The 20,541-nt window shown below is 63.6% G+C and carries 21 protein-coding genes; 15 read left to right on the forward strand and 6 right to left on the reverse strand.

Features of this window, described 5'->3' with window-relative positions:
• Nucleotides 1-468: 468 nt before the first annotated feature.
• The 3 genes from nagZ to T281_RS09860 all read left to right on the forward strand — a co-directional run bounded on the left by nagZ (nt 469) and on the right by T281_RS09860 (nt 3,061).
• Nucleotides 469-1,485: a beta-N-acetylhexosaminidase gene (gene nagZ, locus T281_RS09850; protein ID WP_037237977.1), complete on the forward strand. Its 1,017-nt coding sequence runs from the start codon at nt 469-471 to the stop codon at nt 1,483-1,485.
• Between the two features lie 201 nt (nt 1,486-1,686).
• Entirely contained in the window at nt 1,687-2,649 is a 963-nt protein-coding gene (locus tag T281_RS09855; RefSeq protein ID WP_081796713.1) for a segregation and condensation protein A, read from the forward strand.
• A 181-nt stretch (nt 2,650-2,830) separates the two neighbouring features.
• Complete coding sequence (locus T281_RS09860) at nt 2,831-3,061, forward strand: hypothetical protein (RefSeq protein ID WP_037237980.1); 231 nt, start codon at nt 2,831-2,833, stop codon at nt 3,059-3,061.
• Between the two features lie 212 nt (nt 3,062-3,273).
• On the opposite strand, the gene T281_RS09865 is transcribed toward T281_RS09860, so the two are convergent.
• On the reverse strand, nt 3,274-3,591 hold the full coding sequence (locus T281_RS09865) for a hypothetical protein (RefSeq protein ID WP_037237982.1): 318 nt from the start codon (nt 3,589-3,591) through the stop codon (nt 3,274-3,276).
• 492 nt (nt 3,592-4,083) lie between these two features.
• Here T281_RS09865 and T281_RS09870 point away from each other — a divergent pair, with 492 nt between their 5' ends.
• Both T281_RS09870 and T281_RS09875 read left to right on the forward strand, forming a co-directional pair.
• On the forward strand, nt 4,084-4,875 hold the full coding sequence (locus T281_RS09870; RefSeq protein WP_052037337.1) for a ceramidase domain-containing protein: 792 nt from the start codon (nt 4,084-4,086) through the stop codon (nt 4,873-4,875).
• Between the two features lie 60 nt (nt 4,876-4,935).
• Entirely contained in the window at nt 4,936-5,310 is a 375-nt protein-coding gene (locus T281_RS09875; protein ID WP_155955194.1) for a hypothetical protein, read from the forward strand.
• A gap of 122 nt (nt 5,311-5,432) precedes the next feature.
• On the opposite strand, the gene T281_RS09880 is transcribed toward T281_RS09875, so the two are convergent.
• Complete coding sequence (locus T281_RS09880) at nt 5,433-6,182, reverse strand: class I SAM-dependent methyltransferase (RefSeq protein WP_052037339.1); 750 nt, start codon at nt 6,180-6,182, stop codon at nt 5,433-5,435.
• 225 nt (nt 6,183-6,407) lie between these two features.
• Here T281_RS09880 and T281_RS09885 point away from each other — a divergent pair, with 225 nt between their 5' ends.
• Together T281_RS09885 and T281_RS09890 are read left to right on the forward strand one after the other, a co-directional pair.
• Nucleotides 6,408-8,804 carry an efflux RND transporter permease subunit gene (locus tag T281_RS09885; RefSeq protein WP_052037340.1) on the forward strand — a complete coding sequence of 799 codons (2,397 nt, stop codon included), beginning with the start codon at nt 6,408-6,410 and terminating at the stop codon, nt 8,802-8,804.
• Nucleotides 8,805-8,875: 71 nt separating this feature from the next.
• On the forward strand, nt 8,876-9,286 hold the full coding sequence (locus T281_RS09890; protein WP_037237984.1) for a hypothetical protein: 411 nt from the start codon (nt 8,876-8,878) through the stop codon (nt 9,284-9,286).
• Nucleotides 9,287-9,344: 58 nt separating this feature from the next.
• On the opposite strand, the gene T281_RS09895 is transcribed toward T281_RS09890, so the two are convergent.
• Together T281_RS09895 and T281_RS09900 are read right to left on the reverse strand one after the other, a co-directional pair.
• Nucleotides 9,345-9,968, reverse strand: coding sequence for a DnaJ domain-containing protein (locus T281_RS09895; RefSeq protein WP_155955195.1), 624 nt, complete (start codon nt 9,966-9,968; stop codon nt 9,345-9,347).
• A 100-nt stretch (nt 9,969-10,068) separates the two neighbouring features.
• Complete coding sequence (locus T281_RS09900; RefSeq protein WP_037237986.1) at nt 10,069-10,800, reverse strand: YbbN family protein; 732 nt, start codon at nt 10,798-10,800, stop codon at nt 10,069-10,071.
• Nucleotides 10,801-10,975: 175 nt separating this feature from the next.
• On the opposite strand from T281_RS09900, the gene T281_RS17740 reads away from it, so the two are divergent.
• From T281_RS17740 to T281_RS09925, 5 genes are all read left to right on the forward strand, one after another.
• Entirely contained in the window at nt 10,976-11,878 is a 903-nt protein-coding gene (locus T281_RS17740; RefSeq protein ID WP_052037343.1) for a hypothetical protein, read from the forward strand.
• A gap of 320 nt (nt 11,879-12,198) precedes the next feature.
• Nucleotides 12,199-13,587, forward strand: coding sequence for a Clp protease N-terminal domain-containing protein (locus T281_RS09910; protein ID WP_037237987.1), 1,389 nt, complete (start codon nt 12,199-12,201; stop codon nt 13,585-13,587).
• Entirely contained in the window at nt 13,575-13,871 is a 297-nt protein-coding gene (locus tag T281_RS09915; RefSeq protein ID WP_037237988.1) for a hypothetical protein, read from the forward strand. Before T281_RS09910 ends, T281_RS09915 begins: the two co-directional genes overlap by 13 nt.
• A 179-nt stretch (nt 13,872-14,050) precedes the next feature.
• Complete coding sequence (locus T281_RS09920; protein WP_013419557.1) at nt 14,051-14,305, forward strand: zinc-finger domain-containing protein; 255 nt, start codon at nt 14,051-14,053, stop codon at nt 14,303-14,305.
• On the forward strand, nt 14,302-15,468 hold the full coding sequence (locus T281_RS09925; protein ID WP_037237989.1) for an FAD-dependent monooxygenase: 1,167 nt from the start codon (nt 14,302-14,304) through the stop codon (nt 15,466-15,468). Before T281_RS09920 ends, T281_RS09925 begins: the two co-directional genes overlap by 4 nt.
• A gap of 104 nt (nt 15,469-15,572) precedes the next feature.
• On the opposite strand, the gene T281_RS09930 is transcribed toward T281_RS09925, so the two are convergent.
• Complete coding sequence (locus T281_RS09930) at nt 15,573-15,812, reverse strand: hypothetical protein (RefSeq protein ID WP_037237990.1); 240 nt, start codon at nt 15,810-15,812, stop codon at nt 15,573-15,575.
• Nucleotides 15,813-16,229: 417 nt separating this feature from the next.
• Between T281_RS09930 and T281_RS09935 the strand changes: the two genes are divergently transcribed.
• Both T281_RS09935 and T281_RS09940 read left to right on the forward strand, forming a co-directional pair.
• Nucleotides 16,230-16,502: a DUF6460 domain-containing protein gene (locus T281_RS09935; protein ID WP_049779611.1), complete on the forward strand. Its 273-nt coding sequence runs from the start codon at nt 16,230-16,232 to the stop codon at nt 16,500-16,502.
• A 10-nt stretch (nt 16,503-16,512) separates the two neighbouring features.
• Nucleotides 16,513-16,833 (forward strand): hypothetical protein, encoded by a 321-nt coding sequence (locus T281_RS09940; RefSeq protein ID WP_037237992.1) that lies wholly within the window; start codon nt 16,513-16,515, stop codon nt 16,831-16,833.
• Nucleotides 16,834-16,888: 55 nt separating this feature from the next.
• Here T281_RS09940 and T281_RS09945 read toward each other — a convergent pair whose 3' ends face one another.
• The gene (locus tag T281_RS09945; protein ID WP_037237994.1) at nt 16,889-19,618 is read right to left on the reverse strand and encodes a hypothetical protein; all 2,730 of its coding nucleotides are present in this window, start codon (nt 19,616-19,618) and stop codon (nt 16,889-16,891) included.
• A 206-nt stretch (nt 19,619-19,824) separates the two neighbouring features.
• Here T281_RS09945 and T281_RS09950 point away from each other — a divergent pair.
• Nucleotides 19,825-20,541: DnaJ domain-containing protein (locus T281_RS09950; RefSeq protein ID WP_037237995.1), on the forward strand; the 717-nt coding region annotated here is incomplete at its 3' end.

The following is a 20,541-nucleotide window of genomic DNA, read 5'->3' on the forward strand; positions in this document are numbered from 1 at the left end:
CCGCCGCGACCGCCTTTAGGCGTAGCCCTCAAAAAGAAAAGCCAGCGCTCAAGCGGAGGCGAAACATAAAACAGTTCAACCGGATGCGGCCCAGAATTGGGATGCAACGCTTCCAATCCGTCTCGACGCGAAATAATCGTTTGATATTGCAGTGCGTTAGCTGCATCGCACAAACGAAAAACATTTGCACTTTCGCATAAGAGGCCTGATCATTCGCGCAGAGGTCAAACATCTCGAAGGATGCACGCAGATGCCCCTGTCCGTCGAACTCGTTCGCATCGCCACGTTTGCGGTGTTCGCGTTTCTCACAGCCTTCGTGCTCGGAGTGGTCTGACCGCACCGTAAACGGTCGCGCGATATCGTTAACCCTCGCGACGAACCTCGCAACCGCGCGTTGTCCCCCTCGTTGTCGCCCCTGCGAAACGCGCCTATAGTTCGGCGCAATCGAAATGCGACCCCGGAGGCATTGTGACACGGCGTGCATTCATCTGCGGCCTGGCTGGCCATTCGCTGAAGCCCGAGGAGCGGGCATTCCTCAGCGACACGCGGCCCGCCGGCATCATCCTTTTCGCGCGGAACGTGGACAGTCCGAAGCAGGTCGCGGCTCTCATCGACGAGGCGCAGGATGCAGCGGGCGGCGACGGGCGCATGATCGTCATGGTCGATCAGGAGGGCGGGCGCGTGCAGCGCCTTCGCGAGCCGCACTGGCCGAAATATCCGCCCGCGCGCGCGTTCTGCGCCATCGAGGGTGCGGACGAAAACCGCGCCGAAGCGGCAAATCTCTGCGCGCAGGCCATGGCGGCGGACCTCGCCGCCCTCGGCTTCAACACCACTGCCGCGCCCGTGCTCGACGTGCCAATTCCCGGCGCGGACAACATCATCGGCGACCGCGCTTATGGCGAGGACGTCGAAACCGTGATGGCGCTTGGCCGCGCGGTGGCGGACGGTCTTCTCGCGCAGGGCATCCTGCCGATCATGAAGCACATTCCGGGGCACGGCCGCGCCATGGCGGACAGCCATCTCGCGCTGCCGGTGGTCCACACGCCGCTTGCCGAGCTTGAAGCGCACGACTTCGCGCCCTTCCGCGCCCTGAACGACATTCCGATGGCGATGACGGCGCATGTCGTCTTCACCGCCGTCGACCCAGCCGCGCCCGTCACGGTTTCGGCGAAGGCGATCCGCGAGGTGATCCGGGGCTACATCGGCTTCGACGGCCTGCTCATGAGCGACGACCTCACCATGAAGGCGCTGAAGGGAACGCCCGGCGAGAACGCGCGCGCGGCGCTGGCGGCGGGCTGCGACCTCGCGCTTCATTGCACCGGCGATCTGGATGAGATGCGCGCCGTAGCTGCCGCGTCGCCCGTGCTTGAAGGCGATGCGCGGCGGCGGTTCGAGTCGGCGCTCGCCCTCGTGAAGGCGCCGCAAAGCTTCGATGTCGCTGCGGCTGAGGAAGCGCGCGCCAAATCACTCGTGGAGCGAATTTGACATTCGGGTTCCGGCTGCCGCGAACTCCCATTCGACAAATCCACAAGCTCCACGAGACCTCAAAAGTCACAGTGGTTTTTGCGATCCCGCCATTTGCTAGCGAGATTGCGGCGGTACAATGCAAATGCCGGGATGGAACCACTGGCAGCGCTCGCGTGAATCGCTCAAAGTGATCGCGCGAGGTGTCAAGCGGAGATTCGCGTGAGCGACGAGACAGATAACGGCGGAAGCAACGAGACGCGGGCGGTGCGGCCGGATCGCGGCGCGGACGCCGTCGATAGCTGGGACGCGCCGGAGCGCATCGAGCCGGAAGACGAGGCGGACATTCTGCTTCTCGAACTCGACGGTTTTGAAGGTCCGCTCGATCTGTTGCTTCAACTCGCGCGCACCCAGAAGGTCGATCTCGCGAAGCTTTCCATCCTCGACCTTGCGAATCAGTATCTCGCCTATATCGAGGCGGCGCGCGCACTTCGGCTTGAAATCGCCGCCGATTATCTCGTGATGGCTGCGTGGCTCGCCTACCTGAAATCCAAGCTGCTGCTGCCGGAAAAGGAACAGCAGGAGCAGGACGGCCTGTCCGGCAAGGAACTCGCGGCGCAACTCGCCTTCCGCCTGAAACGCCTCGAAGCGATGCGCGAAGCTCTGGCGAGCCTGATGGGCCGCAAGCGTCTCGGCGTCGATCTTTTCCCGCGCGGCATGCCGGAAGGCATTCGCATCGTGCGGTCGAACGTCTATCAGGCCAGCATCTTCGACCTGCTCAAGGCCTACGCCGAACAGCGCCAGCGCACCGCCGTCACCGAGGTGAAATGGGGTGGACGCGTCGTGTGGTCGATCAAGATGGCGCGCGACCGGCTCTCGAAGCTGCTCGGCAAATTGCCGGATTGGGCCGAACTCGACACCTTCCTCGAAGAATACAAGCCATCGGCGACACTCGCCAACACCGTCACCGCGTCGAGCTTCGGCGCGACGCTTGAGCTTGCGCGCGAGGGTTATCTCGAACTGCGGCAGGATCGGGCGTTCGGGCCGCTTTATCTGAAGTGGCTGACCGACAAGCCTAACGGGATTGACGTGCTAGGCGTGGACGTGACGGCCGAAGAGCCCAGCGACGAAGCGACGGACGAAGCCGACATCGAGGACACAGGACTGGCCGAAAACGCCGCCTGATCTTGCGCGTCCACTGGCAACCCGCTCCCGAAAAATCACCACAATTAAGGGGAGTGCCTGGCGGTCTGCGCGACAGTCAGCGGCGATAATCCCCGTGAAGCGTGATTCGCAAACATGGGGCCGGTTGTGCGGTGAGATCGATGCTCAGAGCGCGCGTTTTATAGCGGAGGGAGCCGCATCAATGGCGAGCGAGTACGGCATTGTGTGCGAGAACGCGTTCTGCGCATGCGAAACGGTGGAGTCTGAGCACGTGTCGGTCGCGGGGCGGCGCTTTTGCTGCATCGCCTGCGCGGAGGACTGGGCTCGCCACAACGGCGCGCTCGTCGAGGTGCATGTCTCGGCGAATCGATCGGAGGCAGGTGCACGGCCATCCGACGCCCCGCTCGGCAGCGTCGGCGATTCGCTCATCTGATGCGATTTCGGCGCCGCTTGCGAGCGACTGCCTGTGCGTAAAAGCATCCGTCAACGCGCGGAAACGACACGAAAACTAAAAGACCCTGTTCGTCGAGACGAACAGGGTCCAGCTTCAGGCTCGTGGGGAAAGCACCTTGGGGGGATGCTTGTACGGATTTTTCCGTTTCCCGCCCCGATGAGCAAGTCACGTTTTGTTGCAAAGTCTTCCGCTCAGAAGCCGTCATTACGGCAGGGGCGCGCGACAATAACGCAGCGCTTCAGGTTCCAGACCTGCTGACCGCCGCCGACGCGAGCCGGGTCGCAGTGATACTCCACGACCTTCGCGTTTTCCCAGGTGATGAAGCGTTCGCCATGCGCGTTAATGACCTGCTCCTGCCAACGCTTGATGGCCGAACGGCGCGCCGAGCGGATCACATAATAGGCATCGCCCGCCGCGCGAACCGGTTCGCGGCAGGCCGAGCGCGCTTCCCTCTCCCTTTCATACTGGCTGGACTTGCGCCCATGTTGCGCAGACGCCGGGAGGCTCATTGTGGCTGTCACCGCCAGGGCCAATAGAACTGCTAGAAATCGCATGTCTCACTCCATCTTTGCGAGCAAAGCTATCACTACGGACAAGCAAGCAATCATTGGCAATGCCCCCCGCTCTCCGACTGAAAAAGGCTGCGGCGCTCAGCTTCCGCCAGCTTGATCGGGTAACATAACCGGGCCGCGAAGCAAGGTGACGATTGGTCAATAAACAGTTACCGCCGATAGTTCATTGTTGAAATGTATGTCAAAGTCGCATTTGGCTGCGGTATCAGACAAATTAATCGTGGATAACTTGTGCAAAATGCGGTCTTCGACGTATTTATGCCGATTTTGCCTGATGCTGCCGACGATGACTTGTAAAGAGGGCGACTCGCGATACGGGCCGTCACGGTGCGCATCGAAGGCTAACGACCGCGCCTCATGCGAGCGGCATATTGCCCGTGCAACGCCGCTCGGCTAAAGCTTGTCGGAAAAGGCACAGGAGAGCGCCCCATGGACATCGGCCCCTTGCTCGAATCTCTGTCCCGTCCTGTCGACATCTACTGCGAGCGCGCGAGCGCCGCCTTCAACGCGGAGCCGCTCAACGCAATCTCCAATGCCGCATTCCTGATCGCCGCCTACGCCGCATGGAACCTTCGGGCTCGTCGGTCGGACGATTCGCATAGTGCAGCGATCAATGCGCTCTGCATCCTGATCGGCATCGTTGGCATCGGCAGCTTCATCTTTCACACCATCGCGACCAAGTGGGCGGAATGGATCGACGTCATCCCGATCCTCGTCTTCATGATCTTCTATTGCTGGATGATCTTGACGGTTTTCTTCGAATGGCCCGCATGGCTGAAGGCGGCCGCCTGCGCCCTTCTCTTCGCCGCGACCTTTTATCTTGAAGCGGAAGAATTTGCGCCCGTTTTATGGGGCGGCGCGATGTACCTGCCCTCACTCTTCTTCATGGTAGCGGCGGGCGCTGGCATCTGGATGCGAAACGCGGCTGCGGGCCGTGCTTTCTACGCGGCGGCGGCAGTCTTCATCGTGTCTTTCACCGCGCGAACGCTCGACATGCCGCTCTGTAATGACATCCCGATCGGCGTTCACTACTTCTGGCATCTGTTCAATGCGACGGTGCTTTATTTGCTGGTGAGAACGCTTATCCTGCATGCACCAGTTCGGAATGTGGCGGCCGGTACGCTAGGCTCTGGCTCCAACTCGGTCCCCGCCGGCTCGCCCCGGAGCAGTTCCGCAGCGACAGATGCCGGGATAGGCTTTCCTCTGTTTCCTCAAAATTGACGTCTTGCAATCCGACTCTCGGAAAAAAGAACCACCACCAAGTATTCGATGAGGCTAATCGTGAAATTTTCTTCATGTTCCGTCGCGACTGTTCTTCTTGCTCTTGGCCTCGCGGCTGGATCGGCTGCGGCGCAGACGACGACCAATCCGTTCGGCGGCACGGCGCAAACCGGCACCCCCGCGCAGGCCGCGCCCGCTCCCGCGCCGAAGAAGGCGAAGGCACCGGCAGCGCTCGGCTCCGGCCAGTTCGCGAGCGAGGCGGAAGCCAAGGCAAGCTGTCCCGGCGACACGGTGGTGTGGGCCAACCTCTCGTCGAAGGTCTATCATTACTCGACCGCCAAGACCTACGGTAAGACAAAGCACGGCGCTTACATCTGCGAGAAAGGCTCGGCGGCTGCCGGTTTCCGCGCGGCCAAGAAGGAGCAGCGACCATAGAGCCTGATCCGCAAGAGTGGACGCCGGTTTTGCGACAAGATCATGCTCAAGCAAAAGCTTTGGATGACGTTCCGGCAAGCGCGGTAATGCATCAAGCGCGCCCCGCGGTGACGGACGATCGGTCACGCGGTCTTGCGGGCGATGACAAGTTCCAGCGCGGTAAACACCAGCGGATAAAGCGTTCGCGGTTTGTCGACCTTGAGCCCGGCCGCTTCGAGCGCCTTCGCATATTCGGCGCCGTGCCCGACATCGGCGATGGCGACAAGGCCGCGGGGCCTCAGCACGCGCGCGATCTCGCGGCACACGGCGGCCCGTGCCGCCTCTGTGTCGAGCGTGTGCAGAAACGACAGCGAAAGCACCACGTCAAAGGACTTGTCTACGAAGCCGATATCGCGCGGATCGTCGTTGCGCAGCTCCACGCGGTCGGCCACGCCCGCCAGATCGAGATTACGCTGGGCCTCTTCGATGGTCGCGGCTGCCCGCTCGCTTTCCCAAGCGTCGATGCCGACAACCGTGCCGGTTTTCAGGCGTCCCGCCGCGCCGATGGCCAGCAGGCCGCGCCCGGTGCCGAGGTCGAGCACGGTTTCGTTGCCGCGCCATCGAACGAGCTTCAGCATGCGATCCCGCACGACGAACTTCCCCTTGAACGACCATGCGAGCATGAGCGCACAGGCGCCGAGGCTGAGACAACCGAGCGCGAGGAGCGTCGGAGCGAGTAGGGGAGCCGTCATCGTCGGCGCATCGTACGATGGCAGCAGATAACCCGCCGCGAGCGCCGCGATGCCCGCAAGGAAAAGCCGCGCCAATGCCTTCGGCTTGTCGATTCCATAGTCCGGCTTGAGCGGCCGCCGCGTCCGCAGAGCTTGCTTCATCGAGGTTTAATCTAACTCGGCAATGGTGCCGTTGCGACCCCTTCGTGAGGCGGCGCGGCCGCGCTCAATTCATTGTGTGAGGCAATTCGTCTCTTAACCAATCGCTCCCGGCAGCCCTTATTCGGGTGAACTGTTAAGGTAACGCGGCAACCGCGTGATGCGGTCTTTCGGGGGTTGCAGGGCGGATTTACCGGATGGGCAAATTGGATTTCAGGGGGCAATTTGATGGACGGCACGGATGGGAAACAGCGGCCCGCAAGCCCGGAGGCCAAAAGCCCCGCGCCCTTGCCGCCCGCGAAGCCCGATAACCTTGTCCTCGGGCTGGAGCGATCCGGACTGATCGCGCTGCGTACACCGATCCTCGCCGCAATTCTTGTCGCGCTTATTTCCATCGTCGCCGCTTTCGGCGTGGCCCGGCTGCAAGTGGACGACTCACTCAGTTCGCTGTTTCGCTCCGACACGCCCGAATTTCGCCAGTTCGAGGATCTGACAAAGCGCTTCCCCTCACATGAGTTCGATGTGTTGATGGTCGTCGAGGGCGACCGCCTCCTTCAGCGCGGCCCCATCGATCAACTGCGCGACCTCGTGACCGACGTTCAGCTCATCGAGGGTACGCGGGGCATCCTGTCCCTGTTCTCGGCACGCGAAGCGCCCGAAGAGGGCAAGCTTCCCGGTCCCCTGTTCCCGGCGGACCTGCCCGAGGGCGAGGAGTACGACGCGCTCATCAAGCGTGTGCTCGCCAACGACATCATCAAGGGCAAGTTCATCTCCGACGATGGCAAGCTCGCGCTCATCGTCATCGCCATCGACCCCGCCGTCGCCAATGGCGAGCGCATCTCCGAAGTGGTGAAGCAAATCCGCGAAACCGCCGCGCAGGATCTCGAAGGCTCGGGCCTCAGGGCCGAGTTGTCGGGCGTGCCCGTGATGCGCCTGGAAATCCGAACCGCCGTCGAGCGCGACCAGCTTCTCTACAACGGCATCGGCTTTCTCGCCGGGTGCCTGATCGCGATCATCTTTTTCCGCCGCCTCTCGTTCATGGTGATCGCGGCCGCGCCACCTTTGCTGGCGATCCTGTTCGCGCAAGGCGCGCTCGGCTGGATGGGCTTCACGCTCAACACCTTCCTGAACGTGATGACGCCGCTCATCATGGTGATTTCGTTCTCCGACAGCATGCAGCTCACATTCGCCGCGCGCGACAGGCTCATCCGAGGCGACAACAAATATCAGGCGTTCAAGAACGCCATCCTCATCGTCGGCCCCGCCTGCGTGCTGACGCATGCAACGGCGGCCCTCTCCTTCGTGGCGCTGCTCTTCTCAAGCTCGGACATGATCCGCCATTTCGGCGAAGGCGGCATCATCGCCACGGTGATCGCGCTGTTTACGGTTATCACCGTGCTGCCGGTGCTCGGCGTTCTGCTCGTGCGCAAGGAAACAGCGTTCGCAGCAAACATGAAGGGAGCCGACACCGCCGTGGACGCGCTGCGCGCCTTTTGCGGATGGATCGCCCATCGCGTCGTGGCGCGGCCGGGCGTTTACAGCGCCATCGCCGTGCTTGTCGTTGTGGGGCTGGCCTCGATCTATGTCGGCCTTGAAACGCGCTACCGGCTCGCCGATCAGGTGCCGGACAAGCGGCAGGCCGTCGCCGCGAGCCAGCGCCTCGACGCAAAGCTCACCGGATCGAACCCCATCAACGTGCTGATCGAGCTTCCGAAGGGCGTTTCCGCCTACGACCCGCAGGCGCTCAAGGTGCTCGCCGATGTGCATGCCGCGGTCGAGCATCAGAAGGGCGTCGGCAATGTCTGGTCGGTTGAGACGCTGCGTCGCTGGATCGCGGAGAAGCTCGGCCGCTCCGACATCGAGACGTTGCAGCGCTATGTCGGCTATCTGCCCCCCCCTCTCGTTCAGCGCTTCCTGGCAAAGGACGGCGGCGCGGTCGTCGTTTCCGGCTACATCCCGGATGAAGACGCCAACGAGCTTCTGCCGCTCGTGAACCAGCTCGACGCGACGCTGAACGCCGTTCGCGAGGCGAACCCCGGCTACACGGTGGCCGTGACCGGGCTTTCCGCCGTCGCCGCACGCAACAGCGCGCTGATGATCCAGCGGCTCAATACGGCGCTTACGATCGAAATCGTGTTCGTCGCCGCGTTCATCGGCCTCGCGTTCCGCTCCTTCGTGGTGATGCTGTCGGCGATCCTGCCCGCGATCATCCCCATTCTCGCCTCCGGCGTGTTGCTGTGGTTGGTCGGAAGCGGGCTGCAATTCGCAAGCATCGTTGCGCTGACTGTGTCCTTCGGCCTCGGCCTTTCGGCAACGATCCATTTCCTTAACCGGCTCAGGCGCGAAGACAGGCCCGGTCAGCCGCCAGAGCTTGCAGTGGAGCGCGCCACCGTGCTCGTCGGCCCGGCGCTGATCCTGACGACCGTCGTGCTTGCCTGCGGGCTGGCCGTGACGGTGTTCTCGGACCTCCCGTCGCTCAGGCTGTTCGGCTGGCTTTCCGCCTTCGCCATGATCGCGGCGCTCGTGGCCGATCTCTTCGTCCTGCGCCCAATCATTATGTTTCTCCTGCGCCTGACGCGTCGAAATGCGGTCGGAGCCGAAACGAAGGCGGAACCAGCGCAGTAGAGCGCCGTTGCCGTGGAAGACTTTGTTTAGAGCTGCGACATTATGACGGACTCACAATCAGGAGGCGTACCGTGAAACCAATCTATGTAATGCGTGTCGGTTATGGTGCAGCCGTGGCTGCTGCCCTTGTTTTCTCGCTCAATGCTTCGGCGGAACCTCGCGCCGCAGGCTCTTCGCTGTCCGGTTCATGGAGCGGCGGCGGCACTGTTGTCATCGGCGGCCAGCCCGAGCGGGCGCGTTGCCGGGCGAGCTATTCAGGCGGCGGCAGTACCGTCGTGATGAACGGCACCTGCGCAACCGCATCGGGCAGCGTTTCCCAGACGGCGCGTCTTCGCCGCGTCGGCGCGAACACCTATGTCGGCAGCTTCCACAATCCGCAGCATGGCGTGAGCGGAAGCATGCGCGTAACGGTCAATGGCCGCAGCCAGAACGTTCAACTCAGCGCGGCTGGTGGATCGGCGTCGCTGACGCTTCGCCACTAATTCTGCCGACGCCCGCCCCGGGAAGCCGCCACGCTTGCCGGGGCATCTGCCACTTCTCTCAAGCGCCGATATTCTTCAGCAGCAGATCCTTCGCCGCGTTGATCTGCGATGCGAGATAATTCGAGCCGCCCTGATCCGGGTGAAAGCGCTTCATGAGGTTTCGGTGTGCGGCGTGCACTTCGTCGCGTTTCGCCCCGCGCTTCAGCCCCAGAATGAGATAGGCCTCGTCGAGCGTCATAGCGCGTGCAGGCCCCGCGCCCGCGCGATCTCCGCCGCCGCGCCCGTCTGCCGCCCAGTCCGGGGAAGCGCGATCGAGCCACGCCTCAAATAGCTTCGCGCCCTGTGCGTCTTTGGCGCGGAGCTCGGCGAGAACTTCGCCCCGCTCGGCTTCCGAAAGATCGTCGAGCGCCTTGCCCTCGAACCGCCCTTGCAGCAAACGCCCCGATATCGCGCCGGTCCGGTGATCGAGCTTCATGTCGAGCCACGGCGTCCGCACACTCGAAGTTCCGCCGCCCACGCCGATCTTTCCCTTGCCGGGGAACCAGCCGGTTCGCTGCATGAAGGACCACGCGGCCATTCCGGCGAGCAGCGCAAGGCCGATATTGCGCGTCATGACGAAAGCCGCTGCGAAAGCCACGAGCACAACGCTGCCCTTGCGGAGATACACCGCGAGTTTGCCCATGTCGGCGCGCGAAAACCAGGCGAGCAGGTAGAGACCCGCCCCCAAACCGACCAACAGGAGAAAGAGCTGTAAAATCGCTGCGCCCCCGACTTAACCGCACTCACGGCTTCGACATTTGTTCGAGCAGCACCGTAGGTGCGACGCGGCCTTTTGCATAGTCGGCAAGTGCACGCCATCCACCGGCTGCGTAATGAGCGACGGCGGCGAGCAACTCGCGAAGCTCGGCGGCGGAGCCCGGACCGAAACGGCAAGTCGCGCCGCCCGTCAGCCGCGCGATCTCGCGGAATGCCGCCTGAGCGATCCCGTCGTGCCCTTCCTGAAAGAGGAAAACGGGCACCGAAAGAAGCCCGAGCTTTCCGGCGAGGTCGGCCAACTCGTCGACATTTTCCTCCATCGCGTCGCCGACATAAACGACCGCGCTCACCTTGCCCGCCCCGGCCTCGGCGAGCGCATGCTTCAGCACCTTGCGGATCTGCGTGAAGCCGCCCCGGCATGAAACCGCCGTCATGAGCCGAGCGAGCGCTCCGGCATCGTTCACCCAGCGGCTCGCCTTGCATTCGTCCGTGCCCCGGAAGAAGACGAGTTTCACATCGAGGCCGCCGACCGCCTTCACCGCATCGAACATGTCCGCCTGCACCTTTAGCGCCATGTCCCACGTCGGCTGGCGGCTCATGGTTGCGTCCATCGCGAAGATCAGCCGGCCATGCCCCGAGGAGGGCGGCGGCGTCGAGCGAATGCGATCGAGGAAGGCGTCGATTTCCGAGCGTTCGCTCACTTCCATTTCTAGCGGCGCTTGCTCTTTTTTCGTCGGCGGTTTGGTGATTTTTGCCATGGCATCTCCGAACTGACCTGCTCCTGTAATATGGGCAGCCGTTCGCCCCAAGAAAATGCCCCCACTCGCAACCGCAGGTAGCTAAAGCTGTGCATTATCGTCTTCAAGACTTGCGCATGACGGCGCTGGCTGCAAAATCGGCATAAGTGTTTCTTTTCGGCATTGGAAAATAGCAATGAAGGTCGCCGCCAAGGTTTATCGTCTGGCCAACCGCGCTCTGGACCGTGTCGGGTTAACCCTCGTTTCGGCCTCGCGGGATTTCGATTGCCGCCTGACCGACGAAGAGAACGAAAGGCGCGTGACCGAAGGACTGGCGAAGCTCGTCAACGAGTGGCTGGAGCGGCAGACGCTTTTCGAGGTGCGGGCTTTCGTCACGGGCGACCACGCGCATCGCTTCTACCGGGCATATCTCTCGTCACCGTTCCGCTCGCGCTTCGGCGGCAGCCGTTTTAACAACCTGTTTGCCTTGTACGCGGTGGCCAAAGCCTACGATCCAGAGGTGATCCTCGACAGCGGCACATATGAGGGCGCGAGCGCGTGGGCGCTGCGAAGCGGGTGCCCTTCGGCAAACCTCCTGAGCTTCGACATCGATCTGAAAAGGCTTCTCCAACGCTCGGAAGGCGTGACTTATGTCGAGCGCGACTGGGCTGAGTACATCCGGCCCGGCGATCCTCTCACAAAGAAAAAGATCCTTGCTTACTTCGACGATCATGTCGATCAGGCGCGCAGGCTTCTCGAAGCCCGCGAGCGCTCCGTCGAAGTCGCGATTTTCGATGATGATTTCCCCGTGACGAGCTTCGCCGAGATGGCGCATGGCGGCGCGGCCTTGCCGAAAATCGAATTCGTGCTGGACGACGATCTGAGGTCGACCGATGTCCTGCGGTGGACGGCGAACGGCCGTAACCATGAATGGACGGTCGACGCCGCCTATCTCGACCGCGCGCGTGCCGCCATCCTCGACACCGACCGCATGCCGCAGACGGCGTTCGTGACTGGCATCCATCAGACGCCCTACCGGGTCGTTCGTCTTCGGAGCGCCAGCCCAACCCCTGCGTCGGCTCCCGCCCTTTCCGAATAGCGCCCCGGAGTAGCTCAGGCTTGCGAGCCGCCACCTGCGCAGCTGAGCCATGTCCGTTCAGGTCGTGCTTTCCAGATCCGCCGCCTCCGCCTATTGTGGCAATGATAATGATTGCCTGCCCTCGGCTCAGCAGCCGGGAGCCGGTGACCGATTAAACTTGCCGCGAGACTTGGGCTTGCGCCCTGGGGCGTTTTCGGGCGAAGTGCTAATCGGCTCGCGTGAAGAAAACACGCCAGATCAAAACGCTTGAATCCGTTTTGCGCCTCTGAACGCAAAAGGCTCTCGTGTGCATTCGCCTTGGAAGGCCGGTGGTGGGGACCATGAACGACCATTCCGCAGCGACCGTGGAACTGCCGCGGACAACTTATCTCGATCACACGCTGAGGCGCGCCCGCAGCGCCGCCGAGCAGCGTTCGCATCGCTATGTCACGCTCGAACATCTCCTTTTCACACTTCTCGACGACCCGGACGCGTCGCGACTGCTGACGGCGGTCGGCGCAGATGTGGCCCTCATCCGCTCGGCAATTACCGACACCGTGAACAACAGGATGGGTTCGCTCGCGGTGCCGGACGGGCGCCCACCGAATTTCAGCTACAAGTTCGACACGCTCTTCATTGCTGCGTCGCAGGACGCGGCGCGGGCCGGACGCCATGAAATCGACGGCGCGCTCGCCTTGCTCGCGGTGGCGCGGGAGCCGGAAAGCAACGCGTCCGCGATTCTCGCCGCGAACGGCTTCAACCCTTCCGCGGCGCTTCATGCGATCGCCTCGTCGCGCGCCCCGCTGCGATCGCCGGATAGCGAATCTCCACAGCAGCCTCAGCCAATGGCGCGCACCAAAGCCAAAAAACAGGCGCCTGTCGCGGCAACGCCCCAGAGGGCGAGCGCGCCCGCTGTCGACGACGATGACGACGGCATGGACGACATGCTGGCCAGCGTCCGCGACATCCTTGAAGCCGAACAGAGGAAGGAAGCGGCAAGCTCCGCTTCACCAGCCTTCCCAACGCTCGCCGCACCCGCGCTACCTCCCGCGCCCGCGAAGGCCGTGCCCCAGCCGCCATCTCTCGGCCCGGCGCTCCCCGCGCAGACGCCGCCCCTGCCGCAAAGCGGATACGCGCCGCCTCCACACCGCGATGCCCCGCGCCTTGAGCCGGGCTTCGCCACCGCAATCGAGGGATATGCCACCACGCCGCCCCCGCCTGGGCCTCGCCTCGGGATTGCGCCGCCGCAACAGCCCGCGCACAACGACGCGGCATGGACCTTCACCGCGCCCGAGAACCCGCGCACTTCAGGCACCCATGGCGGCGGCGTGCCGGGCTTTGGCGAGCCGGAGGCGCCGAGGTTCGATCTCGATTACCCGACGCCTGTTGGCCGGGCAAGCTTCGCAGAACCCGCTCCCCCCTCTTTCGACCTCGAACGGCCAGCCCCGCCGCCGCCACCTTTTGACGCGCCGCCCCCGCGTTTACCGCCTGTCGCCGCCGAGCCAGCTCGCGCGCCTGCCGACCCCAAGGGCGACAAAAAGGGAAAGCGACGCCCGAGAAACGCCGATAGCGCCACCGGGCTTCTCGCGAAAATTCTCCAGCCTATTCCCCGCCGGACGCGCATCGCGGTGCCGGAAACGGTAGAGCTTCTCCTGCCCAGAGAGGAGGCGTGGGCCTTGTTCGCCCGCGCGCGTCCTCAAGGCGCGGGCAGGAGCATGTGCGGGCCATAACCGTGCGTCTTACGGCACCGGAAGGCGGCTTCTTCATCGAAGGACAATCGCCGAACGACAAGGGGCCGTTCTCGCTGGTCGTCTCCCTTTCGGCCCGCGACATCGACGTGAACGGAGTGGCTTCGGACCTGCATATCCCCGATCAACTCGTGAAGGTGCAGGTGCGCGGTAACTTCTGGCGCGGCTTCGGCAGTTTCCTGCGAACGGCGCTTTTGCTCGCGGCAGGTGGTGGTCTCGGGGCTGCGGCTTATTATGGATTGAAATTGATGGGCAAGGTGCCGTAAGGCAGATTAGAATTCTTCCCGACACAGGCGAGGCAAAAGCGGCTTCGTCGCATCCGAAAAAAGGCCCAAGGCTCAAACGAGTAACCGAGGCGCGGCGTTTTGCCTAAGCGTCCTCACATCACTTGCAAGCCTTGTTCTTTTGAGTATCGTGCGGCCCGCGCAGCAGACAGGCGGTTTTGATGGCGAAAATTGGAGTACCGCATTTCCATAACGACATCGGAGTCGAAAAAATCCATATCGGTGTGAAAGAGTTTCAGTGCGTGGGCGCGCGACCGCCCGTCGACCATCCTCACGTTTACCTCGATATGGGCGCGGACGATCAGATCGTGTGCCCCTACTGCTCCACCCTCTTCATCTACGATGCGAATTTGCGGCCCGATCAAACGGACCCACCCTATTGCCTATTCGAGCCACAGGAGGCTGACGCGCGATGACGAACAGCGCACAAAAAGAAAAAATCGCGATTGCCGGCGCTGGCATCGCAGGTTTGAGCGCGGCCATCGCTCTCAGGCTCGCCGGTCACCCGGTCGACATCTTCGAGGCGGAGCCGAAGCTTCAACCCTTCGGCGCTGGCATCCAGATCGGCCCGAACGCCACCCGCATCCTCGAAAGCTGGAATGTCGCGCTCCTTGGCACCGGTTTTGAGCCCGAGAACATCGAGATTCACAACGCCCGCACGGGATCGTTGCTCAACACGGTTCCGCTCCGTGAAGCGGCCCGCGCCCGCTATGGCGCGCCCTATGTGACGCTGCTGCGGAAGGATTTGCAAAACGCGCTCCTTTCCCGCGCACGCGACCTCGGCGCGGTTCCGAAATATTCCACGCCCGTGACGGGCGCCGAGATGACAAAGGACGGCTTCCAGGTCACCGCCGGCGGCCGGCCCTATACGCTCGACGCGCTCATCGGCGCGGACGGGATCGGGTCTGAGGTGCGCAAATTCGCGTGGGGCACGAAGCAGCCTGTCTCTGCGAACGCGGTGGCTTGGCGCGCCATCCTGCCGATCACGGCTGTGCCTGAGGCGGCCCGCAAGAATATCGGCGTGTGGATGGCCACGGGCGGCCACTTCGTACATTACCCGGTCTCGGGCGGCTCGTCGCTGAACGGCGTGCTCGTCCTCGACGACGATTATCGCAATGACGGTGAGCCGGATCGCAACGACCCGCTGCCTTATCTGCTGCACCGGCTCGAAGGCTGGGCGCCTCAGGTCCGCGAGACGGTGTCGTCGACCAAGGCTTGGCTCCCGTGGCAGTTGCGCGGCCTCGAAAAGTGGGACGGCGGTCATGGACGCGTCCAGTGTATCGGCGATGCATGGCATGCGATGCGGCCGTATCTCGCGTCCGGCGGCGTCATGGCTATTGAGGACGGCGCTGCATTGGCATCCGCTCTGGCGGGCAAAGGGTCCATCGAAGCGAAGCTCGCCCGTTTCCGTGAGAAGCGCGCCGCTCGCGTTTGGCAGGTGGCGGAGCGTTCCGCGCTTATCGGCCGTATCTATCATGTCGCGCAGCCGTTCGATGTCGTCCGCGACCTGGCCATCAAGAAGTCTTCGCCCGCGAAGCTGCTTGAGCGGAACGATTGGCTTTACAACACCCGCGTCTAGCATTCTCGCGTTTGGGCTCTGGACACAAAAAAAGATCGGGATCGCCTCCGTGGCGGTCCTCGATCTTGATGAAAGGATCGTCAGCGCGTCTTTAGCTTGCGTGATTACGTCAAGCTTTGCTCGATCGATCGGAAGCTTGGCCGAGCGACCACGTGATCGATCTGACCGCCAAGGCTCATGAGCCTTTCCCTGCCCTTGCGGCTGGTTATCCAGCGGGCAGCGTCTTCCTCGGTGTGAAAGCAGTAGGGCAGCACGTGCACGCGACCGAACCCGGCGGGAACCAACAGTTCGAAAGTGCCGTCGTCAGCTTCTCGGAGATAAGGTTTCGGGGCCATCGTAGCCATCGTTTCTCGTTGCCTTAACTGATCAGGACATACTCCTGTAAACAAAGGGCAAACAAAGCGAACTCGCCGATGTTCCAGCCTGCGCCAATGTGTGCCACTTTTTTGCCCCTTTTTCCGAACTGCCGATAAATATAGCATTTTGGCGTCCATTGTGGGGGGCTAGCATCTCCTTGCGAGGCGGTTTAAAAATAGCCTTGCCCAGAGAAACCGCGTCCTTTGTCGGCGGCGGTGAGATGCGACGGCGGCGGCCGCTAATCGCGAGACGACCTTCTCGCCTGTCAACCAGCGAAAATAGCTTTTCGTTTCCCGCAGCCCCCGCTATCGATATTGGCGTTCGTCAACGACCGGATCGAGCTTGCGAGCTTGATCGCGTCCCAACCACGGCGCGCTCGTCGCGCAGAGCGAGTGCAGGCTCCCATGGAACGCTTTTTCGGCGGCAGCCCCGCAACCGTCATTCTGAAGCTCGCGATCGCTTCGCTCATCATCGGCATCACGCTGTCGTTCTTCGGCCTCGATCCGGCGAACATCTACGATGCCATGCTGCGTCTTGGCGACTGGATCTCCTCGCTCGGCCTCGACACGCTGAAACAGGTTGTGCGCTACATCGCACTTGGCGCCGTGATCGTGGTGCCGATCTGGATACTCGTGCGCGTGTTGAGCCTGCTGGGCTCGGATCGCCGGAGCAAGTAGGACGACCGCTGTGACGGCATCGAGCGCGCCCGGCGGGGCGTTGAGCCATCGCGATGTGCTCAAGATCGCCATCCCGCTGATCCTCTCCAACGCGACCGTACCGCTCGTCGGCATCGCCGACACGGCCGTGATGGGCCGCCTCGACAATCCGGCGCTCATCGGCGGCGTGGCGCTGGGAGCGACGCTTTTCGCGATGATGTTCTGGGCGTTCGGCTTTCTGCGAATGGGCACGTCGGGTTCGCTTTCGCGGCGGAAGTGCTCGTGGGTCAGGCCATCGATGCGGGCGATCCGGCACGATTTCCGGCGCTGCCCGTGCGGTCGCGTCGGATGAGCCGCGCGCTTCGTCAGAGGCAGCCGCCCGTACCTGATCGCTGTATCCGTCTGCTCTAGGGCCGCAGAAACGCCTTCGCCTGCTCGGTGAGATAGGCGAACGCCCGCGCGCGCTTCGCGTCGTCCTGAAGCACGGACGGCAGCACGCCGTAAAGCGCGATCTTGTCGGTGTGCGAGCCGGGCATGCGGCATACATAGACGCCTTCCGGGGCGCTGGGCGCGGGCCTGATGCGGGACACGTGGAGCATGCTGCGCGCGGCGTCTTCGCTCCAGATTTCCAGCGCAAACGTCCGCCGCGCGAGGCGCAGCCATTTTGGCGCGCCGAACGGGTCCGCGTCGCGGCTCACCGGCTCCTGGCAGAAATAGCTGCCCTTCTCGTCCTTTACATCGCCGGTGACGACCAGCAGCGTTTCCTGCTTCACGCCGGAGCGGGTGACGACCCCGGCTTGCGCGCGGATGACGTCCAGCGCGGTGTCGAGATAATATCGCTCAAGCGAGCCCGGTTCGAAGATCGCTTCGGGTGCGGGGTTGACGTGCGAGGCGGCAATCAGCTCGCGCAGAAAGTCATTGCGCGCGCTCCCATCGGCCAGCGGTGTCGCGCCGTCTTTGACATCAACCTTTTTTGTGTCGAGGTTCACGCCAGCCTGCGCGCGCGCCAGCACCTTCTTTTCATAGCGCGCCGACGACACGGTGCGCACCAGATCGAAAACATCCGTCCACGTTGCTTCCACCGCGACCGCGCCGATGGACTCGGCAAGCTTCGAGTCGGCCGATAGCACCGTGATGAACGTGGACCCGACCCGCTGCAACGATCGCGTGATCGTGCCGTCGCGGATTTCCTGCGCGGTGACGAGGGGCCGCGCTTCAAGCTCGCACATGGGCGCGCTTGGCCCGTTCAGGATGATGGCGGCGGCGCCTGCTTCGGCCGTGCTGATGAGAAGCTCGCCCGCGTCGACGGCGGGAGGCAGGCGCAGGCGGTAGGCGCTGCCGTCGCTGACGGTGAAGGGCAGTCCGCGCGGGCGCTGCTGCGGCTGAAATTTGGGCCAGCCCTCGCCGATGCGTCGGTTCATGGATACGTCGAGCGCGAGATCGCAGCCGCGAACCGGCTCGCCCGTCGCGCCCGTGATCCTTATGGCAAGATCGGCGGCGCGCATGAAAAGCGGGTCGACCGTCACCACAACGCGCTGGCCCTCGGTCTTCACGTCGCCGATGCGGAAGTGCGGCATCTGCATTTCCAGATAGGCGGGGTCTTGCACGCGCTTGAAGGAGGCTTCCGGCAGGTCGGCGACAAGGCCGACAGGCGTCGGCGTCAGGATCTTGCCGTCGATGCTGATGCTGCCCTCGGCGCGAAGCACGTCTTCCGCCGGGAACAACTCGCCCGACTGACGCCGGAACACCAGCGTGAGGCGGCGCGTAGTTGCGGCGGCTTGGGGCGTCGGCGCGGGGATGTCGGCGGGAGGCGCGGCGGAGGGTGGCGGGGCTTCGGTTGGCTTGTCATCGGAAGCAGGCGGCGGCGCTTCCTGAGGTTGCGCCGCAGGCAGAACAGGCGGCGCTGGCGCGGGAGCAGCGGGAGCCTGCGGAGCGGCTTGAGGTGTTTGCGGCGCGGCGGTGGGGCGCTCTTCCTCGCCGTAGGGATACGGTTGCGGCGCAGGCAGCGCCTCGGGTAACGGCGCGGCTTTTTCGGCCTCGGCAGAAGGAGCGGGCCTGTCTTGAGGCGCGGGCTTGCCAACCTCCGGCGGAGCGACAGGCTCGGGCGTAGGCTTGGTGTCAGCGGGTTTGGCGTCGGCAGGCAAAGCCGCCTCGGGCGGAGGCGTCGGGCGCGCGGGGTCGGCCTTCGGCGCGGGCGCTTGCTGTTGTGGCGCGGGCGGCGTCTTAGGCGGCGGTGTGATGAGCGACGGCGTCGGCGGCGGGGCAACCGGCGCGGGCTGGGTAAGCGCGGGCGGCAGTTCGCGACGCGGCTGCTCCGTTGGCGCGGGCGGCAGCGAAGGCGCGGGCTTATCCTTCGCTTCGGACTGCCGCTTCGGTTCCGGCTTCGGTTCGGGCTTCGGCTCGACCGGCGTTTCAGGCACGGAAGGCATGTTGATCGGCGGCGGCGCTTTCAGCCGCTTTTCCGGCGCGACGGTTCGAGGCTGCTCGACGCGCGCCGTCGCGGTCTGTCTCGACAGCACGAGGTCGTTCACAAGCGACGCGCCAAGCGTCACCGAGTCGGGCGGGCAAGAACTCTGGCAGACGAGCAGCGCGGGCACTCCGCACAGGAAGAACGGGCGGATTTCGTCGAACCGCGAGCCGCCACGCTTCAGGCGGAAGCTTACATCGGCGAAACTCGTGTCGAAGTCGAGGAGCTTCGATGGCGCGAACGCGACCATCTCCGCGTCCTCCTTCAGATCCTCCAGCGACGCGCCCTGGCGTCCCACGAAGAAGACCGGCACCTTCATCGGCGATTGCTGGGAGCCGTCCCGCGCAAGAACGCAGGTGCGCGGAGCCCGGCTTGTGAAAACGCCGATGCGATCCGACACGTCGAGATAGAGAGCGAACGGTTTGTGATAGGTGCTCCGTCCGGCGGACGACGGGAAAAACGGCATTGCCTCCGCAGGCTCGCCGAAAGGTTCGAGAAGGAAGCGGCGCGATTGGAGGTCGTGGCCGATGATGAGCGTGTTTTGCGGCCACTTCGTGCAGGCATTCGAAAGCCGGTCCGCAGCCGCCGGGGCAGCGCAGATTGCAGGCGCGAGACCGACCAGAAGGGCCAGCGCGCTGAAAACGCGTCGATAAACGGGCGGTGCGGGCATGCAGTGGAAGCGGGCCGGATGGTTGATACGCGCAATTTACCTCGAATTGCACAGTTTCGCAAAAGCACGCGCTCCGCATCGTTAATTGAGTGTCTCTTTTCACTCAGGCGGGGACAAGAACCTTCGCAGCCGTGGAAACGAAGTCTTGTCTTGGCGCATGTTACGGCTAAATGAATGGCGAGGTTTAGGACATCCCAACAGCGATCATGGCTGACCTTTATACAATTCTCGGCGTCTCCAAAACGGCGACCGACGACGAAATCCGCAAGGCATATAAATCCCTCGCGAAGAAAAACCATCCAGACCTGAACCCGGGCGACAAGGAAGCAGAAGCCCGCTTCAAGGACATTTCCGCCGCCTATACGTTTCTCGGCGACAAGGAAAAGCGCCGCGCTTATGACGCGGGCGAAATCGACGAGCAGGGCCAGGAAAAGCCGCAGCGGCGCTATTACCGCGACTACGCGGATACGGGCGCTGGCGAACGCTATTACACGAGCCCCGAAGGCGGGTTCGAGGGCTTCGGCGGTTCCGGCGATTTCAGCGACCTTTTCGGCGACATCCTGCGCCGCCGTGGCGCGGGCGCCGGACCGGGCGCGGGTGCCGGACCGGGCGCGGGTGCCGGACCGGGCGGCGCACAGTTCCGCATGCGCGGCGGCGACGCCCATTACGCGCTCCCGGTCGATTTTCTCGAAGCGGTCAACGGCGCGAAGAAGCGCGTAGACATGCCCGATGGCAAGACCCTCGACATCACCATCCCGGCGGGCGTGGAAGAAGGCCAGACGCTGCGCCTTAAGGGCCAGGGCATGCCCGGCATCGGCGGCGGCTCCGCTGGCGACGCGCTCATCACCGTGAGCGTTTTGCCGCACCCAGTTTTCAGGCGCGAGGGGCAGGATATCAAATCCGTGCTGCCGGTTACGCTCGGC

The sequence above is a fragment of the Rhodomicrobium udaipurense JA643 genome, assembly GCF_000636015.1.
Taxonomy (GTDB): Bacteria; Pseudomonadota; Alphaproteobacteria; order Rhizobiales; family Rhodomicrobiaceae; genus Rhodomicrobium; species Rhodomicrobium udaipurense.

Coding starts and splice junctions, on each gene's coding strand:
- T281_RS09860 (WP_037237980.1), top strand. CDS start 2,831: ATGGCGAGCGAGTACGGCATTGTGTGCGAGAACGCGTTCTGCGCATGC.
- T281_RS09865 (WP_037237982.1), bottom strand. CDS start 3,591: ATGAGCCTCCCGGCGTCTGCGCAACATGGGCGCAAGTCCAGCCAGTAT.
- T281_RS09870 (WP_052037337.1), top strand. CDS start 4,084: ATGGACATCGGCCCCTTGCTCGAATCTCTGTCCCGTCCTGTCGACATC.
- T281_RS09880 (WP_052037339.1), bottom strand. CDS start 6,182: ATGAAGCAAGCTCTGCGGACGCGGCGGCCGCTCAAGCCGGACTATGGA.
- T281_RS09885 (WP_052037340.1), top strand. CDS start 6,408: ATGGACGGCACGGATGGGAAACAGCGGCCCGCAAGCCCGGAGGCCAAA.
- T281_RS09895 (WP_155955195.1), bottom strand. CDS start 9,968: ATGGGCAAACTCGCGGTGTATCTCCGCAAGGGCAGCGTTGTGCTCGTG.
- T281_RS09900 (WP_037237986.1), bottom strand. CDS start 10,800: ATGGCAAAAATCACCAAACCGCCGACGAAAAAAGAGCAAGCGCCGCTA.
- T281_RS17740 (WP_052037343.1), top strand. CDS start 10,976: ATGAAGGTCGCCGCCAAGGTTTATCGTCTGGCCAACCGCGCTCTGGAC.
- T281_RS09910 (WP_037237987.1), top strand. CDS start 12,199: ATGAACGACCATTCCGCAGCGACCGTGGAACTGCCGCGGACAACTTAT.
- T281_RS09920 (WP_013419557.1), top strand. CDS start 14,051: ATGGCGAAAATTGGAGTACCGCATTTCCATAACGACATCGGAGTCGAA.
- T281_RS09925 (WP_037237989.1), top strand. CDS start 14,302: ATGACGAACAGCGCACAAAAAGAAAAAATCGCGATTGCCGGCGCTGGC.
- T281_RS09930 (WP_037237990.1), bottom strand. CDS start 15,812: ATGGCTACGATGGCCCCGAAACCTTATCTCCGAGAAGCTGACGACGGC.
- T281_RS09935 (WP_049779611.1), top strand. CDS start 16,230: ATGGAACGCTTTTTCGGCGGCAGCCCCGCAACCGTCATTCTGAAGCTC.
- T281_RS09945 (WP_037237994.1), bottom strand. CDS start 19,618: ATGCCCGCACCGCCCGTTTATCGACGCGTTTTCAGCGCGCTGGCCCTT.